This window comes from Shimia sp., from assembly GCF_965227725.1.
Classification (GTDB): domain Bacteria; phylum Pseudomonadota; class Alphaproteobacteria; order Rhodobacterales; family Rhodobacteraceae; genus Shimia.
On the sequence record NZ_CBDDGH010000003.1, the window covers coordinates 148,641 to 165,407 of the forward strand.

Here is a 16,767-nt window from a genome sequence, read left to right on the forward strand (position 1 = left end):
TTGCGCAGAGGACGCCCCGCGCGTATCACGCCTCTATGCCTAAAGATGCTTTTTCCCATGTCACCACCTGGGTGTTTGATCTCGACAACACCCTCTATCCGCCTCAGGCCCGCTTGTTTGATCAGATCGAAGTGCGCATGACCGACTATGTCATGACGACGCTTGGGGTGGATCGCGACACCGCTGACCGGATGCGCAAAGAGTATTGGGCGCGCTATGGCACAACGCTCACAGGCCTGATGCGCGAACATGACGTGGACCCTGCGCCTTATCTTGTGGATGTTCACGACATCTCTCTGGACCATCTGGAGCCGGACGCGGCGCTTGCCTCCCATATCAAGGCACTGCCGGGCCGTTGCATCGTCTACACCAATGGCACCGCGCCTTATGCCGAGCGCGTGCTTGCCGCCCGTGGCCTTGAGGGGCTCTTTGACGCCATCTACGGGGTGGAGCACGCCGACTTTCTGCCCAAGCCCGAACGCGCGGCGTTTGAGACAATTTTCAGCAAAGATGGCCTCACAACACATGACGCTGCGATGTTTGAAGACGACCCGCGAAACCTGCGGGCGCCTCATGACATGGGCATGCGCACCGTGCACGTAGCCCCTGATTCTTTGGAAGAATCTCATATTCACTTCCACACGGACGACCTCACCGCCTTCCTTGCAAAGCTGCTCTGAGCGCTTTACCTGCGACACTCTGACCGCTTTCGCCCGATCCCGGGATGCCTATGTCAGACGGCGCGACAGGACAGATTCCCGGATAGATTTCCAAACTCTGGAAAGATGCCTGCTGTTGCGCAGCAATCGCGGCCGTTTTTGCGGCGCACCTCCTCCAATTTATCTGCCGCCTGCGGCAGTCGTGAACAGGACACTTCCATGAGCCTTGCAGATGCCTCCGATCTGACCACCCACTCCCATGCCGATGACCACGGTGCTGAAATCACCGGTGCGGGCTGGGTCTATGCCATTGTTGCGCTGCTGGTTGTGCTTTGGGGCACCTCCATCGCCCTGTTCGGCATTCCGGGCCTCTTCATCCCGGCCGTGGGTGCGGTTCCAGTGATTTTTCTGGCGCTGGTTCTGATCTCCAGAGGGTGACAACCCGCCCACTTGGAACCCGCTCCGCGCGGGCGTATGTTGCGCGCCAGGAGGCGCAGCCATGACCAACAACACCCAAGTGGACATTCTTATTTCCGGTGGCGGCATCGCCGGGCTGACCGCAGCCGCCGCCTTTGGCAGCGCCGGGTTCTCCGTGCAATGTGTGGACCCGACGCCCCCGATCACAGAACGGGACGCGGCTGGTGCCGACATGCGCAGCACCGCCTTTTTGCAACCGGCGCGCAGCCTTCTGGATGAAGCCGGCCTTTGGGCGCGGCTGGAAGACCACGCCGCCCCGCTTCAGGTCATGCGAATCGTGGATGCAGGCGGCGAGTTTGCCGAGCCTCGCATCGTCAAAGATTTTGACGCTTCAGACCTGTCTGATCTGCCCTTTGGCTGGAACCTGCCAAACTGGCTGCTGCGCCGCGAAATGCTTGCCCGCCTGCAAGACCTCGAAAATGTCGATCTGCGTCTTGGCTGTGGCACCCAGAGCCTCTTCACCCGCACCAATGAAGCGCGCGTCGGCCTGACCGATGGCAGCCAGACCCGTGCCAAACTGGTGATCGCTGCAGACGGGCGCAATTCGCCCATGCGCAAGGCCGCGGGCATTGATGTGAAAACCATCCGCTACGGCCAGAAAGCGCTGGCTCTGGCGGTGACACATCCGATCCCGCACGCAAATGTCTCAACGGAAATCCACCGCTCCGGCGGACCGTTCACCCTGGTGCCGCTGCCGGACTACAACGGCATGCCCTCCTCCGCCCTTGTATGGATGGAACGCGGCCCGCGCGCGGACGCTCTGCTGACCATGGAGAAAGAGGCCTTTGAGGCGGAGATGACCGAGCGCAGCTGTGGCCTCTTTGGCCCGCTTACGCTGGCGTCAAACCGCACCCTCTGGCCGATCATCTCCCAATCCGCAGAACGTCTGGACGGCGAACGTCTCGCACTTGTGGCAGAGGCCGCACATGTGGTGCCGCCCATCGGCGCTCAGGGGCTGAACATGAGCCTTGGGGACATGCGTGTCTTGCTTGATCTGGCCAAATCCGATCCTGCGAACCTCGGCAGCGCCGCGATGCTGGCAAGCTATCACCGCAAGCGGCACACGGAGATCAAGCTGCGGGTGCAGGGCATCGACCTTTTGAACCGCGCCTCCATGGCCGAAGCTCAGCCTCTGCGCAATGCCCGCGCCATGGGCCTGAACGCGCTCTATGCGATGGGGCCGGTCCGTAAGACGCTTATGCAGATGGGTCTTGGCGCACGCTAAGGCCTCCTGCCTGCTGCAAGTGGCTCAGAGAGGTGCGCAGGCGAGTGCCGCCTCAAAGGACTTAGGGCCTTTGAAAGCACCGATGGCGCGGGTCTGAAGGCGCGCGTCGCTGAGCCGTGTCGCCATAACATTGCCCCAGGTGGCGTCGGCGGTGATTAACTCAACTCCTTCGCCGCAGTCCCTGACACCACCGGAGATAAAGTCCTCTCCGATGCGGTGGTTGGTCAGCTCGGTCAGCGTGGCAACTTCGGTCAATTGATTGTCTTCAAACCGCCACACGCGCAGCGTTTTGGCCAGATGCGGGCGATCGATATAGGCGATTTCCACATGCCCGTCCCCATCAAGATCGGCAGCGCCAATCGGGGCCAGCCAGCGGTTGCGAGTGCCAATATGCGGGGTGGCGGCACGGAGCCCCGCCGCGTCATAGATCGCCAGCCGCGCGCCTTTGGTCTGGCTGCTTTCCACCACGATGACATCGCGGCTGCCGTCGCCGTCCACATCCACCAATCGCGGTGCAATGTCTTCAAAAACGAGATGTTCAGGCAATGTGATGCGCAGGGTTTTCTGCGCATCCGTGACCATCTCAAGAGCGCCATATTCAATGGCGTCCCCCAGAACACCATGCGCATAGCGCGTGGTCTCATCTGTGTAGCGTGCCGAGGTGATGTCCGCCGTGGCGCTGCCCGCGCCGATCAGTGTTGCCACCAAGCTCAGAGAGCCGCACAGCGCGCGCCAAGAGGGCCTTTGCCCCCTCTGCGCCACAACAGACATCACAGCAGTCATCAGATCTGTTTTTCCGGCATTTTGACCACAAGGCCATCCAGCGCGTCAGTCACTTTGATCTGGCAGGTCAGACGGGAGGTGGTTGGGTTTGGCTCAAAGGCGAAATCCAGCATGTCTTCCTCCATATCGTCTTTCGCGGGGAGCTTCTCAACCCAGGCGTCGTCAATATAGACATGGCAGGTCGAACAGGCACAGGCACCACCACAGTCTGCCTCAATGCCCGGGATATTGTTGTCGCGTGCGCCTTCCATCACGGTAAGGCCATTGGCGACCTCAACCACGTGTTCGGTTCCATTATGCTCGACATAGGTAATTTTTGCCATGTCTGGCGGCTCCTCTCAAAAACTGTTCGCATCCCTAGTTAGTCAACGGCGGGCGCTGCTTCCAGCCCCTTTCGCGCCATAAAATGCGTGCCTTTGAGGCATATCATGCATTTTGCCCATCTGTTTGCGCGCGAAATGCCACAGGTCCGCGCCTATGCGCCGCAGGACAGAGTTTCGCTAAGCCGCAAAACAGGTTACAAAGGGGTCAAACAAAGAGGCCCGAGCATGCCCGTTTTCACAACTCTCAGACCTGTCGCCCTGGCGACAGCCCTCAGCGCGCTGATGTTTCACGGCGGCTGCGATCCGAGTGCTGTGGATTCGCCTTACCTCGCAGCCCGCAGCGCGCCGGAGATCATTCGCGCCGGAGAAAGCGGCACACCGCCCAGCGCACGGGCCGGAAGTTGCTGGGGGCGTGATGTCACCCCGGCGGTCGTGGAAACGGTCAGCAATCAGATCATGGTGCAACCGCCCGAGGTGCTTGCCGATGGCACCGTCTTGGCCCCCGGTATTTTCCGCACCGAAACCCAGCAGCGTATCGTGCGCGAACGACGCGAGCTTTGGTTTGAAACGCCCTGCCCCGAGGTCTGGACCGAAGAGTTCACCGCCTCTGTTCAGCGGGCACTGAAAGTGCGCGGGCTCTATTTTGGCGGCATCAGCGGGATCCCTGACGGGCGCACCCGCGCCGCAATCCAGCGCTACCAAAAGGCCGGGGGTCTGGACAGCGCCATCCTCTCCATTGAGAGCGCACGGCGGCTTGGCCTGATCGCGGTACCGCGCGAGACGCTTGAAGCTTCATAGCAACAAAAAAAGGGCGCCACAGCGGGCGCCCTTAAGATCTTTGTGAGTTGCGTCAGTCCTGAATGTTGAGCGCAACGAAACGTGGCTCACCAGCGCGACGCACCAACAGCAGCAGAGATTTGCGCCCGGCGTCTTTTGCCTCTTGGATGCGATCTTCCAGATCATCAATGGAGCGCAGCTTCTGCTGGCCAGCCTCGGTCAGCACATCGCCAGACCGCAGCCCCTTTTCAAAGGCCTTGGAGGTCTCATCCACATTGGTCACAACCAAGCCCTCGGTGCTGTCAGACAGCTCCATCTCGGTGCGCATCTCATCGGTCAGCGTGGTCACGGTGAGGCCAAGGATTTCTTTTTCCTTCGGCTCCTCAGACGGGGCTGGCTGGCTCGCTGGCACCGCGCCTTCGGCTTCTTCACGACGCCCCAGAGTGACCGCAAGCGTCACCTCAGAGCCATCGCGCAGCACCACTACGTCTACGGTTTTGCCAACACTGGTGTTGCCAACGCTGCGCACCAGACCGCGCACATCGGCCACCTCATCGCCATCAAAGCTCAGGATCACGTCGCCGGACTGCATACCGGCTTCCAGAGCGGGACCTTCCGGCACATCGGTGACCATCGCACCGGCTGCGTTTTTTAGGCCTTCAACCGCGTCAACCATGTCTTCGGTCACATCCTGAATGCGTACGCCAAGCCAGCCGCGGCGGGTTTCGCCGAATTCCTGCAGCTGATCCACCACACGGGTCACAACGTTGGACGCCATGGAAAAGCCGATACCGATCGAGCCGCCATTGGGGGACAAAATCGCGGTATTCACGCCGATCACTTCGCCGTCCATGTTGAACAGCGGACCACCGGAGTTGCCGCGGTTAATTGCTGCGTCGGTCTGAATGTAGTCGTCATAAGCGCCGGACAATGCACGGCCACGCTGCGATACGATGCCAGCCGACACAGAGAAGCCCTGCCCCAGCGGGTTGCCCATGGCCATAACCCAATCGCCAATGCGGGCCGCGTCACTGTTGCCAAATTCCACAAATTCCAGCGGCTCGTCAGAGTCGACCTTCAGCAGCGCGATATCGGTATTGCGGTCGGTACCGATCACTTTGGCTGGCAGCTCCTCGCCGGAGTAGAACTCAACAAGGATTTCATCTGCGCCTTCGATCACGTGGTTGTTTGTCACCACAAAGCCGTCTTCAGAGATCACAAACCCCGAGCCCAATGCAGAGCTGCGGCGCGGACGGTCGCCCTGCCCCTGCTGGCGATCCTGAAACTCGCGGAAGAAGTCTTCAAACGGGGAGCCCTCAGGCACGATGCCCTGCGGGCCTGTGCGCCCAGCCACCACAGTGGAGGTGGTGATGTTCACCACAGAAGGGCTGATCTGTTCGGCAAGCTCTGCAAAGCTGACGGGACGGTCGTTCTGGGCCAGCGCGGTGAGAGATTGCGCCACATAGAGCGCGGCCGCCAGAAGCATCAACCAAGTCATACGCCAAAAGGCGTGAGTCGGACGTGTGTCCGTGAGTGTGTCAGAAAACACGGTCGGTTCTCCTTTGGTGTTTCATAACCAGACAGGCCAAGCCTGTCGTCTGTACAAAGCATGTGCTCTTCGGGGGCAGGATTCAACCACCTGACCGCCGCGTTGGCACAATTGCCCGTGAACCGGCGTGATATTTTAGGAAGGGCGAAGGGCTGAGCCCTTCGACATCAGTGCAAAGTGAGAGAGGCAGCGGCTTGCGTCTCTGCCTTCAGCGAAGGCCGTTTGGGCACAGGGCGTCGCTTTGGCTTGGGCACGGCCCGTGTGAACGCCGCCAGCGCAATGCCAAATTCTGCGGCAAGTCCCGAAAAACAAAGGGCCATATCCGGGCGCACGATCAACGACGCAAGCAGCGCGGCATCTTCGTTTTCTCCGTTTGACGCCGCCTCGATCAGATGCGCAAACACAGCCTCATCGGCCCCCAGACAGTTGCAATAGAGCCCGTGACGGCACAAAGGGCGGCGGCCAAACTGGTAACCAACCTGCATCAAATCGGCAAACACACCGCTCACATTGCGGGCGCGCTCCGGCCCCAGAGCCATACCCAAACTGTTCTGCAAAGCGGCCTGCCCCTCGGGATCACGCTCCCAATGGCGCAACCACCGCACGGCCAATCGCTCTACATCATTGAGATCCTCGAGCAATCCGACGCGCTGCGCTCCGCGTGTCATCGCGCCGCTCATTTGGTCAGAATCAATTTTCCTGCGCGGGTGATGCGCAGCGTATACAGCTGGTCATTCAGGCGAATGTGCGCCAGACCGTTTTCCCCGGTCAGGATACGCGCATCGTGCACTGGCATCGCATTTGTGTAGTCGGTGGTCTGAGTTTGCATGGTCATGGGACGCTCCATCAATTGCGGTGTTCGGCTTCCCATCGGGTGGCTGACTCCTTTCTGACTATTTTAGTCGGAATTGTCAACGCTTCAAAATCAAACTCTGCCGACCAAGCAAAACAGCGCCCCGAAAGGCGCTGTGAAACGTGTGTCTTGCTTGAAAGTCTGGCGCTGCGCTTACCAGATCCGCGAACAGCTCTTCAGCTGCTGCTGGTAGCGCGCCGAGCGGCTGGCCACATCATCGGCAATCCGCGTCAGCCAAGGCTTATTGCGATAGTTGCCGCGCGCGTAGCCGGTATGACCTTCGTGATAGTTCAGGTACTGCGCACGCGCGTCATGCAGGGACACACCGTTGCGGTCACGCGATTCATTCATGTACCAGCCCATAAAATCAGTAGCATCGCGAATGTCATCGCGCCGCGCACCCCGGCTGCGGGTCTCGCGCTTATATTCATCCCACGTGCCATCCAGCGCCTGCGCATAGCCATAAGCGCTGCTCTGACGGCCCATCGGCAGCACACCCAAGGCATATTTATGCGGTGTCCGCGCGTTGCCAATGAATTTGCTCTCCTGATACAGCACAGCCATCTGCACATGCACCGGAACCCCCCACTTACGCTGGGTGGCGCTGAACGCGCGCTTGAAGTGCGGCCGTTCTTTCAGAATCGCACAAGCGTTTTCCAAATTGCTGGGCGCGCGGGTATCGGTGCTGCTACACGCAGCCACAAAGCCCAAAAGCACCAGCGCGAAGAGAAGTCTGCTCATCTGCCTCTCGCTATATCGTATTGTCTTTTTTGGCAGTCTACCGGATTTTTGCTGCGGCGGTAAATCACAATTGGACGTTATAACAACAAGGTTAACAGGAGCGGCAGCCCAATAACCGACGCCACAGTGGACACCACCACAAAGCCCGCAACCGCATCCGCATCCGCCTCATATTTCTCCGCCAGAAGATAGCTGCTGACCCCCACAGGCATCGCCATCTGCAGCACCAGAACGCCCAGCAAAAGACCTGACAGCCCAAACAACGAGGCGATTCCCCAACCGATCGCAGCACAGGCCAGAAACTTCACAACCGACAGGCAGACCGCAATCATCACCCGCCCGGGTGTCAGCCGCGCCACGGCAACCCCAAGCGTCAGCAACATAAGCGGGATGGCCATCTGCCCGATCAAATCAAGCGTGTTGGTCATAAAGTCGGGCGTCTCCCAGCCCATGTAGAGAAACAGCGCGCCCAGCAAAGTGGCCCAGATCATCGGCTCCTGCACCATTTTGCCCAATGCCCCCTCGCCCGCCACGATCCAGATGCCCCAGGTGAAGGACAAGAGCGCTGTGACCGCCAAAAGCACAACTGAGGCTTCAAGCCCGGCCTGCCCGAACGCAAACAGCGCAAGCGGCACGCCAAGGTTGCCGGTATTGCCAAAAATGAACGGCGCAAGATAGGTGCGCAGGTCCAAACCGGCCAGCTTCAGGAGCAGCCAACCGAGCGCGCCGGTCGCAAAATATCCAGCAAATCCAGCGGCCGTCAGCCGCGCCAAATCGCCAAGATCCGCCTCCGTTTTCATCAGCGCCGTAAAGATCAGACAGGGCACCGCCAAATTCACGCCAAGGCGCGTAACGAATTGAATTCGATACTCAAAACCCGCCTTGACCCAGGCAAATCCAACCCCCGCAACCAGGAACACCGGCGCGACAATTTCCAACACTGTTAAGATTAGGTTCACAGACTGTTTCCCGCTAAAATTCGGCTAAAGTTGGACAAAGCCCCCTTGCAGGGTCTAACTTTGAGGAGTAGGGCCTGCAACACATGTTAAAAACACGCGCGAAATATTACCTTGGCCAAGTGGTCCGTCACCGCAAGCATCCTTTCCGGGGTGTGGTGTTTGATGTTGATCCCGAATTTGCCAACACCGAAGAGTGGTACGAAGCCATTCCCGAGGACAGCCGCCCTGCGAAAGAGCAACCTTTCTATCACCTGCTGGCTGAAAACGAACAAAGCTACTATGTGGCCTATGTGTCAGAGCAGAACCTGATTGCGGACTACTCCGGCGAGCCTGTGACCCATCCAGATCTGGATGAGATGTTCGGCCCGTTTGAAGACGGCTCCTACCCGCTGCATTTCGCACTGAACTGAGATCTGCCAAACACACATGAAGCAACGCCGGGCCACCTGACCCGGCGTTATTGTTTACTCGGTGACAATCGGCGCGCCGCGTTTTTTCCATGCGCCATAGCCGCCTTCCATTTCTGCGATGTTCTCGACACCCATGTCCTGCAGCGCCTTCACCGAAAGCGCAGAGCGCCAGGCGCTGGCGCAATAGAGGATCAGCGTCTTGTCGGTTGCCAGCTCCTCTTTGTGGTAAGGGCTGTCTGGCGCAATCCAGAATTCCAGCATGCCGCGCGGCGCATGAAAGGCGCCTTCAATGCGCCCATCGCGCGCCAGCTCACGCGGATCTCTGATGTCGACAAACAGCGCCTCGCCTGCGGCCACCATTTCGGCGGCCTCTTCCTGCGACAGCGTCCGAATGTCCGCTTTCGCGTTCTCCACAAGTGTTTTGATTGGTGTGATGGCCATGATTAATACCCGATTGCTGCGCCGTCTTTGCGCGGATCAGACGCCCCTTCCAGAACGCCTGAGGCATGAATGCGAATGGCCTGCGCGCCCCCAATTGGCATCGTCGGCACCACCACATTGTGCCCCAGATCCGCGAGCCCCTGCTTCACCGCATCACTGTAGCCGCGCTCCAGTTTCAGCTCGCCATCTTCAATGAAGGACCGTGGCGCATCCAGCGCGGCCTGCGGGTCCATGCCGAAGTCTTCGATGTTAGACAGCACGCGCGCATGCCCGTTGGGCTGATAATGGCCACCCATCACGCCAAAGGGCATTTCCACACGGCCGTCACGCCGCACCATGCCCGGAATGATCGTATGCATCGGACGTTTGCCGCCCAGCATTTCGTTCGGGTGACCTTCTTTCAGGGTAAAGCCCCCGCCCCTGTTCTGCATCAGGATCCCGAATTTGTCAGAGGCAATGCCCGACCCAAAGGCGTGGAAAATCGAATAGATCATCGACACCGCCATGCCGTCTTTATCCACAACCGTCAGATACACCGTGTCCTTATGCACCGCCTCTGTCAGCGGCGCAGCAGCGGCCATCGCCCGTTTGGGGTCAATCAACGCGGCCAGCTTTTCTGCGGTCTTCAGCGACAGCATATGCTCGGTGCGCGCGGTGGTGTCCGGATCGGCAATCAGACGGTCGCGCGCATCATAAGCCAGTTTGGCCGCCTCAGCCTCAATGTGCGTGCGCTCCACGCCAAAGGGATCCATCGACGCGATATCAAAATGATTGAGGATATTGAGCATCAAGATCGCCGTTGCGCCCTGCCCGTTTGGCGGATGCTCCAGCAGCTCAGCCCCCTCGTAGGTGCCGCCAATCGGGGTTGTGTCATTTCCGGCGGTGGCCGCAAAATCCTCAAGCGTGTGAGTACCGCCCATCGCCTGCAGGGTGGCCACCATATCCTCGGCGATTTCCCCGGTGTAAAATGCATCCCGCCCCTGTGCGGCCACGCGGCGCAGCACCTCTGCCTGCCCCGGGGCGCGGAAGATTTCGCCTTTCACCAGCGGCTTGCCATCTTTCAGGTAATGCCGCCGCCCGTGCCCTTGCAGATTGCTCTGGGTTTGCTGCCAGTCAGAGGCCGACCGTGGCCCCACCGGAATGCCCTCTTCGGCGTAGTGGATCACTGGCGCGAGGCTGTCTGCAATTCCAAGTTTGCCGTAGCGCTCAGACAAGGTGCAAAACCCGTCAATCGCGCCGGGGATGGTCACAGCCTCCACCCCAAAGAGCGGCACCGCCTCAATCCCCCGCGCACGCAGATCGGCGGCATTGGCCCCGGCAGGCGCACGACCAGATCCGTTAAAGGCCAAAACCTCGTTGCTGCCCGCCGGTGAGACCAGCGCAAAACAATCGCCTCCAATCCCCGTTGACGCAGGCTCACAAATCCCCAGCAGCACAGACCCGGCGATGGCCGCATCCATCGCGTTGCCGCCTTTGCGCAGGATGTCGACCGCCACCTCTGCCGCCAGAGGCGTGGACGTGGCACACATGCCGTTGGTCGCCATGACAGCAGAACGACCCGGAAAATGAAAATCTCTCATGAACTCTCCCTCACTTGTTAACGGATGTTAGGGAGCGTGACGCGCTTTGCAACCGCCTCACCAAAAAGTGGCGTGCGATTTTGATCAAAGATAGGGATGTGCGTGAAAGCTGCGCGCTTAGTCAGGCACGCGGAAGCGCAAAGCGTTGTGCCCGGACGCCCGGCGTTTGTAATCAATGTCTTCGGCGAGCGTGCGCACCAGCCCCCAGCCAAAGCCACCTTCCGGCAGCTCTTCCATGGCACCGTCCACATCGGGCATCACGCCCGCTGGCAGCTGCCCATCCGGCATCGCCGCGCCATTGTCGCGCACTTCGACGTTCCAGCACTGTTCGACATAGTTGCAAGTGATCACGATCTGGCCATCTTCGCGCCCGGCCAGCGCATGTTCGACCACATTGTTCAGCACTTCAGCCAGCACCAATTCCAACACGCCCGCATTGCAGGCTGCAAACTCCTCAGCTGTCAGCTTCTGCCGCAGCGTCTCGAGCGCATTGCGCACCTCTTGCGGGGTGCCTGCGAGCTCGATGTGGATGTCTGATTGCGAATTGGTCACGCGTGTGAGTGCCCTACTTTGCAAAGATTTCTTATTCGGTGATGGCTTCTTCCAGCGTCGCGTGGATCCGGAACACCGTATCCATGCGGGTCAGACGAAATACCTTATCAACATTCTCATTGAGCCCGGCGAGCTCCAGCGGGTTTTCACCGCCCAATTGTTTCATGGCCGCGACAATCGCGCCCAGACCGCTCGAATCGATGAAGTCTACTTCGGACAAATTTAGCACCACGCGCCCTTCAGCATTCTCGGTTTCTTCCCGCATACGATCCTTGAACTGAATCGCTACGGACGCATCAATGCGCGCTTCGTGAACTGACACCACAAGTGCTCCGCCCTCTGCCTTACTCGACAGATTCATAAGACGTCTCCTTCAACATTCGTCCTCAGGAAACACTATTCGGAATTCGTTACCAAGTTATGAGCGGGCGCCGGTCCAAATTGTTTATCGACGTGCCTTTTCTGACTCATCATCCTGAAACATCCTTGCAAAGATTACCCGTCAAAGCCAAGCACATAGTGAAAGACATCGCGGAGGAGGAGCGAAGGGATGCGGAGAGTAGTGATTGCAGGCGCCGCGCGCACGCCAATGGGAGGGTTTCAAGGGACTTTTGACGGTGTGGAGGCAGCCGAACTGGGCGGCACCGCGATCAAAGCGGCCCTGAAAGACGCCGGGACAGAGACCGCCGAAGAGGTGCTCATGGGCTGCGTTTTGCCTGCAGGCCAAGGCCAGGCTCCAGCGCGTCAGGCGGGCTTTAAGGCCGGGCTGGGCGAAGAGGTGCCCGCCACAACGCTGAACAAGATGTGCGGCTCGGGCATGAAAGCCGCGATGATGGCGTTTGACACCGTTGCACTGGGAGATCGCGACATCATGATCGCCGGCGGTATGGAGAGCATGACCAACGCGCCTTATGTGCTGCCCAAAATGCGGGGTGGCGCACGCATTGGCCACCAGCAGGTGGTGGATCACATGTTCCTCGACGGTCTTGAGGATGCCTATGACAAGGGCCGCCTGATGGGCACCTTTGCCGAAGATTGCGCCGAAAGCTTTCAGTTCACCCGCGAAGCGCAGGATGAATACGCGCTGCAATCGCTTTCAAACGCATTGGAGGCGCAAAAGTCAGGCGCTTTTGACGGCGAGATCGCCCCGGTCACCCTGAGCACGCGCAAAGGCACCGTGGAAATCAGCGAAGATGAACAACCCGGCAACGCGCGTCCCGACAAAATCCCGCAGCTAAAACCGGCCTTCCGCAAAGACGGCACGGTCACGCCCGCCAACAGCTCTTCGATTTCCGATGGCGCCGCCGCACTTGTGATTGCCTCAGAGGAAGCCGCAGAAGCGCAGGGCCTCAAGGTGCGCGCGCATATCGTGGGGCACGCCAGCCATGCTCAGGCACCCGGCCTGTTCACTACAGCCCCTGTGCCTGCAGCACAGAAGCTTTTGAAGAAAATCGGCTGGCAGAAAGAAGACGTTGAGCTCTGGGAGGTCAACGAAGCCTTTGCCGTGGTGCCGATGGCCTTCATGCAGGAGATGGGGCTGAGCCGCGATATCGTGAATGTAAACGGCGGGGCCTGTGCGCTTGGTCACCCGATCGGGGCCAGCGGTGCGCGCATTATGGTGACGCTCTTGAATGCCATGGAAAAACGCGGCCTGAAGCGCGGTGTCGCGGCGATCTGCATCGGCGGCGGCGAAGGCACGGCAATCGCCATCGAACGCCCCTGAGACATCTCTCCAGAAATCACAAAGGCCGCGAGACATTCTCGCGGCCTTTTGCGTTTCACTTTACCGGCTCAAGCGCCCAGCGCTTTGGCCAGCCAGACCAGCAACAGCCCAAGGGCCATCGCCGCAAGCCCCATATAGCGGCGCTGCGTCTCGGGGATCGCGCGCAGCATCGCAAGCAGGTCTTCGACAATCGAAGGGGCCAGTGCGTACACCAGCCCCTCCACAATCAACACAAGCCCGAAGGCCAGAAGCGCAACGCCCAGCATCAGCGGCCTTGCGCGTCCTTGAAGTAGTTGAAGAATTCACTCTCAGGCGACAACACCATGGTGGAGTTGTTGGACTGCAGCGCCGCACGGTAGGCATTGAGCGAGCGGTAGAATTCAAAGAATTCCGGATCTTCACCAAAGGACTGTGCGAAGATCGCGTTCCGCTCCGCATCCGCTTCACCGCGTGTGATCTCAGACTGACGCTGCGCATCAGACACGAGCTCCACCACAGTACGATCCGCCTGCGCGCGCTTACGCTGTGCAGCCTCTTCACCGCGGGCGATCTCGTCCGCCGCTTCCCGTTCACGTTCTGCACGCATCCGTGCAAAGGTCGCTTCAAGGTTGGCTGGCGGCAGGTCGGTGCGCTTCAGGCGCACGTCAATCACTTCCAGCCCCAGCGAACGCGCCTCAGAGATCGCATTGTCGCGAATGCGGTTCATCAGGCTTTCACGCTCGGTGGACAGCACCTGATCAGACCGCACGGAACCAAGCACCTCACGGGTCTGCGCCCGCAGGATGTTGTCCAGACGCTGCTCCGCCAGCGCTTCACCACCGGCACCAACGGCGAGACGGAACTGAGTGACATCCGCGATCCGGAAACGCGCAAACGCATCCACGATCAGACGACGATCATCCAGCGGGGTGACTTCCAGCGGGCCAACTTCACGACTCAGGATACGGTCATCATAGCGCACAACCTCTTGAATCAGAGGGATTTTAAACGCCAGACCCGGATCCTCTTTCACAGAGACCACACGGCCAAACTGCAGCACCAGCGCCTTTTGACGTTCATCCACGATGAACAGGGAGGACAGAATGCCGGCAATGATGATCACCAGAACAGGCAGAAGATATGTTGTCTTTTTCATATCAGTTGTTCCCCTTGCGCAGTTCGTTCAGCGGCAGGTAAGGCACCACGCCCTGATCCCCGGTGTTTTCATCGATGATCACTTTATCGATGCCACCTAGAACCTCTTCCATGGTCTCCAGATAAAGACGCTTGCGGGTCACATCAGGCGCTTTGGCGTATTCTTCCAGAACAGCGGAGAAGCGGCTCGCCTCACCCTGTGCCTGGTTCACAACCTGCGCACGGTAGGCTTCGGCCTCTTCCAGAATCTGCGCGGCTTCACCACGCGCCCCGGCGGTCACACGGTTGGAGTAAGCGTCTGCCTGTTTCTCCAGACGGTCGCGCTCCTGACTGGCGGATTGCACTTCGCGGAAGGCGTCTTTCACTTCTTCGGGCGGATCGGCACCGTCAAAGTTCACCCGCACGATGTTCACACCGGAGTTATAGGTGTCCAGCGTGGTTTGAATGCTCTCCAGCAGACGGTCCGTGATGATACCACGGTCACGGTTCAGCACCGGCGCCAGCTCAGACTGCGCTATGATTTCACGCATCGCAGATTCAGACACGGCGCGGATGGTTTCCTGCGGGTCACGCAGGTTGAACAGATACTGCGCCGGATCAGAGATGTTCCAGACCACCTGGAAATCAATGTCGACGATGTTCTCGTCCCCGGTCAGCATCAGCCCATCCGTGCGGCTGCCACGGGTCGGGATGTCTTCGGTCTGTTCGTTGGTGACCGGCAGAACCTCGGCAGTGACCAGCGGCCAGGGGGCAAAGTTTAGACCCGGATTTCCGGTTGCGGAATACTCACCAAGAAACAGTTCAACGGACTTTTCTTCGGGCTTTACGGTGTAAAAGCTCGCCATCGCCCAGAGACCGGCAGCGACCAGCGCACCAATCGCAACGGTGCCTTTGGTCAGACCGGGGCCGCCTTGGCCACCGGCACCACCGCCATTGCGTTGGCCTCCGCCACCGCCACGGCCGCCCATCAGAACGCGCAGCTGATCCTGACCCTTTTTCATCAGGTCATCGATGTCCGGGATCTGCGGCCCGTCACCCTGCGGCGGACGTTGGCCGTTTCCATTGTTGTTGCCGCGATTTCCGCCGCCGCCTTGGTTATTGCCGCCCCCTCCCCAGGGGCCGCCATTGTTACCTGCCATACGGGATCTTCCCTCTCTACGTATCGTCATTGGCGCACCCTCTAAACCTGAGGGCTGCGCCGAAAAAATCAACCCATCCGCCGCTTAGGTGCTGCGGCTGGGCACCTTCATCGTCACAAGTTCCTCTGACATGGTCGGGTGCACAGCCACCGTCCGGTCAAAGTCCTCTTTGGTTGCGCCCATTTTTACGGCGATGCCGGCAAGCTGGATCATCTCACCTGCCCCCGGCGCCACGATGTGACAGCCAAGCACCTTGCGGTTGGCCTTACTGACAATCAGCTTCATCAGCACTCGCTCCGCGCGCCCGGCAAAGGCCTGCTGCATCGGCTTGAAGCTCGCAGTATAGACCTCAATCGGCTCCTGCGCTGCCGCTTCTTCCTCGCTCAGCCCCACGGTGCCCATTTCCGGCTGTGTGAAGATGGCGGTCGGGATCAGCTCGTGATCCACCTCGGTGGGGTTGCCTTTGAACACGGTTTCCACAAAGGCCATACCTTCGCGGATCGCCACAGGGGTCAGGTTCACGCGGTCGGTCACATCGCCCACCGCATAGACCGACGGCACACCGGTCTGGCTGTAGCTGTCCACTTCCACTTCGCCTTTGCGGCCAAGCTTCACGCCGATCTCTTCCAGCCCCATGTTCTCGGTGTTGGGCGCACGTCCGGTGGCAAACATCACCTGATCAAACAGATGGGTCTTGCCGTGGGTGTCGATGACAGCGATCTGTTCACCTTCTTTGCGCATCTCAGCCACATTGGTGTTGAGCTGCACGTCAATGCCACGCTGCACCATCTCCTCAGAGACCATGGTGCGCGCTTCATCATCAAACCCACGCAGGATCTGCGGGCCGCGATAGAACTGGGTGGTTTTCACACCAAGACCGTTCATGATCCCGGCAAATTCGGAAGCGATATAACCGCCGCCCACAATCAGGATGCTTTCGGGCAGCTTCTCCAGATGGAAAATCTCGTTGGAGCTGATGCCCAGCTCCGCCCCCGGCAGGTCCGGCCACACCGGACGGCCACCCATGGCGAGCAGCACATGTTTTGCAGTTTTGCGGGTGCCATCGGCCAGCTCAACAGTGTGGGCATCCACCATCTTTGCGCGCTGGTCAAAGCTTTCCACGCCGCTGTTTTTCAGCAGATTGCGGTAGATGCCTTCCAGACGGTCCAGCTCCGCATGCAGCTTCACCTTGAACGCATCCCAGCTGAAATCACCGGGCTGGATGTCCCAGCCATAGGCCTGCGCATCCCCCACCATTCCGGAATACTCGGAGGCAAACACCATGAGCTTTTTGGGCACACAGCCCCGGATCACACAGGTGCCCCCGTAGCGGTCCTCTTCGGCCAGGGCGACCTTCACACCTTCGGCTGCCGCCACACGCGCAGCCCGTACACCACCGGAGCCACCGCCGATGACAAAGAGATCGTAATCAAATGACATGA

Annotated in this window: 21 protein-coding genes; 6 read left to right on the plus strand and 15 right to left on the minus strand. The window is 59.6% G+C overall.

What is annotated here, in order from left to right; all coding sequences use genetic code 11:
- Positions 1-35 precede the first annotated feature (35 nt).
- The 3 genes from ACO07T_RS06380 (at position 36) to ACO07T_RS06390 (ending at position 2,361) form a co-directional block, all read left to right on the plus strand.
- A complete protein-coding gene (locus ACO07T_RS06380) occupies positions 36-680 on the plus strand; it encodes a pyrimidine 5'-nucleotidase (protein WP_422048723.1) in 645 nt (214 codons plus the stop codon).
- 198 nt (positions 681-878) lie between these two features.
- On the plus strand, positions 879-1,097 hold the full coding sequence (locus ACO07T_RS06385; RefSeq protein WP_422048724.1) for a hypothetical protein: 219 nt from the start codon (positions 879-881) through the stop codon (positions 1,095-1,097).
- Positions 1,098-1,158: 61 nt separating this feature from the next.
- On the plus strand, positions 1,159-2,361 hold the full coding sequence (locus ACO07T_RS06390) for a UbiH/UbiF family hydroxylase (protein ID WP_422048725.1): 1,203 nt from the start codon (positions 1,159-1,161) through the stop codon (positions 2,359-2,361).
- 24 nt (positions 2,362-2,385) lie between these two features.
- Here ACO07T_RS06390 and ACO07T_RS06395 read toward each other — a convergent pair whose 3' ends face one another.
- Both ACO07T_RS06395 and ACO07T_RS06400 read right to left on the minus strand, forming a co-directional pair.
- A complete protein-coding gene (locus ACO07T_RS06395) occupies positions 2,386-3,144 on the minus strand; it encodes an FG-GAP repeat domain-containing protein (protein WP_422048726.1) in 759 nt (252 codons plus the stop codon).
- Positions 3,144-3,467 carry a 2Fe-2S iron-sulfur cluster-binding protein gene (locus ACO07T_RS06400; protein ID WP_209065819.1) on the minus strand — a complete coding sequence of 108 codons (324 nt, stop codon included), beginning with the start codon at positions 3,465-3,467 and terminating at the stop codon, positions 3,144-3,146. Before ACO07T_RS06400 ends, ACO07T_RS06395 begins: the two co-directional genes overlap by 1 nt.
- Positions 3,468-3,692: 225 nt before the next feature.
- On the opposite strand from ACO07T_RS06400, the gene ACO07T_RS06405 reads away from it, so the two are divergent.
- On the plus strand, positions 3,693-4,265 hold the full coding sequence (locus ACO07T_RS06405) for a peptidoglycan-binding domain-containing protein (protein ID WP_422048727.1): 573 nt from the start codon (positions 3,693-3,695) through the stop codon (positions 4,263-4,265).
- A 52-nt stretch (positions 4,266-4,317) separates the two neighbouring features.
- On the opposite strand, the gene ACO07T_RS06410 is transcribed toward ACO07T_RS06405, so the two are convergent.
- The 5 genes from ACO07T_RS06410 to ACO07T_RS06430 form a co-directional block, all read right to left on the minus strand.
- Positions 4,318-5,742, minus strand: a complete 1,425-nt coding sequence (locus ACO07T_RS06410; protein WP_422048942.1) for a Do family serine endopeptidase — start codon at positions 5,740-5,742, stop codon at positions 4,318-4,320.
- A 218-nt stretch (positions 5,743-5,960) separates the two neighbouring features.
- On the minus strand, positions 5,961-6,461 hold the full coding sequence (locus ACO07T_RS06415; RefSeq protein WP_422048728.1) for a hypothetical protein: 501 nt from the start codon (positions 6,459-6,461) through the stop codon (positions 5,961-5,963).
- Positions 6,462-6,469: 8 nt separating this feature from the next.
- The gene (hemP, locus tag ACO07T_RS06420) at positions 6,470-6,628 is read right to left on the minus strand and encodes a hemin uptake protein HemP (RefSeq protein ID WP_209065817.1); all 159 of its coding nucleotides are present in this window, start codon (positions 6,626-6,628) and stop codon (positions 6,470-6,472) included.
- 171 nt (positions 6,629-6,799) lie between these two features.
- Positions 6,800-7,387 carry a lytic transglycosylase gene (locus tag ACO07T_RS06425; protein WP_422048729.1) on the minus strand — a complete coding sequence of 196 codons (588 nt, stop codon included), beginning with the start codon at positions 7,385-7,387 and terminating at the stop codon, positions 6,800-6,802.
- 77 nt (positions 7,388-7,464) lie between these two features.
- Positions 7,465-8,346: an AEC family transporter gene (locus ACO07T_RS06430; RefSeq protein WP_422048730.1), complete on the minus strand. Its 882-nt coding sequence runs from the start codon at positions 8,344-8,346 to the stop codon at positions 7,465-7,467.
- An 83-nt stretch (positions 8,347-8,429) separates the two neighbouring features.
- Between ACO07T_RS06430 and hspQ the strand changes: the two genes are divergently transcribed.
- Entirely contained in the window at positions 8,430-8,756 is a 327-nt protein-coding gene (hspQ, locus tag ACO07T_RS06435) for a heat shock protein HspQ (RefSeq protein WP_209065814.1), read from the plus strand.
- A 54-nt stretch (positions 8,757-8,810) separates the two neighbouring features.
- Here hspQ and ACO07T_RS06440 read toward each other — a convergent pair whose 3' ends face one another.
- From ACO07T_RS06440 to ACO07T_RS06455, 4 genes are all read right to left on the minus strand, one after another.
- Complete coding sequence (locus ACO07T_RS06440; protein WP_422048731.1) at positions 8,811-9,197, minus strand: rhodanese-like domain-containing protein; 387 nt, start codon at positions 9,195-9,197, stop codon at positions 8,811-8,813.
- A gap of 2 nt (positions 9,198-9,199) precedes the next feature.
- Entirely contained in the window at positions 9,200-10,777 is a 1,578-nt protein-coding gene (locus tag ACO07T_RS06445) for a gamma-glutamyltransferase family protein (protein ID WP_422048732.1), read from the minus strand.
- Positions 10,778-10,894: 117 nt separating this feature from the next.
- Entirely contained in the window at positions 10,895-11,329 is a 435-nt protein-coding gene (locus ACO07T_RS06450; protein ID WP_209065811.1) for an ATP-binding protein, read from the minus strand.
- 31 nt (positions 11,330-11,360) lie between these two features.
- On the minus strand, positions 11,361-11,690 hold the full coding sequence (locus ACO07T_RS06455) for an STAS domain-containing protein (protein ID WP_209065810.1): 330 nt from the start codon (positions 11,688-11,690) through the stop codon (positions 11,361-11,363).
- 189 nt (positions 11,691-11,879) lie between these two features.
- On the opposite strand from ACO07T_RS06455, the gene ACO07T_RS06460 reads away from it, so the two are divergent.
- Positions 11,880-13,052 (plus strand): thiolase family protein, encoded by a 1,173-nt coding sequence (locus tag ACO07T_RS06460; RefSeq protein ID WP_422048733.1) that lies wholly within the window; start codon positions 11,880-11,882, stop codon positions 13,050-13,052.
- A 68-nt stretch (positions 13,053-13,120) separates the two neighbouring features.
- On the opposite strand, the gene ACO07T_RS06465 is transcribed toward ACO07T_RS06460, so the two are convergent.
- The 4 genes from ACO07T_RS06465 to gor form a co-directional block, all read right to left on the minus strand.
- Positions 13,121-13,318, minus strand: coding sequence for a DUF2065 family protein (locus ACO07T_RS06465; RefSeq protein WP_209065808.1), 198 nt, complete (start codon positions 13,316-13,318; stop codon positions 13,121-13,123).
- Positions 13,318-14,187, minus strand: a complete 870-nt coding sequence (gene hflC / locus ACO07T_RS06470) for a protease modulator HflC (RefSeq protein ID WP_209080534.1) — start codon at positions 14,185-14,187, stop codon at positions 13,318-13,320. Before hflC ends, ACO07T_RS06465 begins: the two co-directional genes overlap by 1 nt.
- 1 nt (position 14,188) lies before the next feature.
- Entirely contained in the window at positions 14,189-15,325 is a 1,137-nt protein-coding gene (hflK, locus tag ACO07T_RS06475; RefSeq protein WP_422048734.1) for an FtsH protease activity modulator HflK, read from the minus strand.
- Between the two features lie 84 nt (positions 15,326-15,409).
- Positions 15,410-16,765 (minus strand): glutathione-disulfide reductase, encoded by a 1,356-nt coding sequence (gene gor, locus ACO07T_RS06480; protein WP_422048735.1) that lies wholly within the window; start codon positions 16,763-16,765, stop codon positions 15,410-15,412.
- Positions 16,766-16,767: the final 2 nt, after the last annotated feature.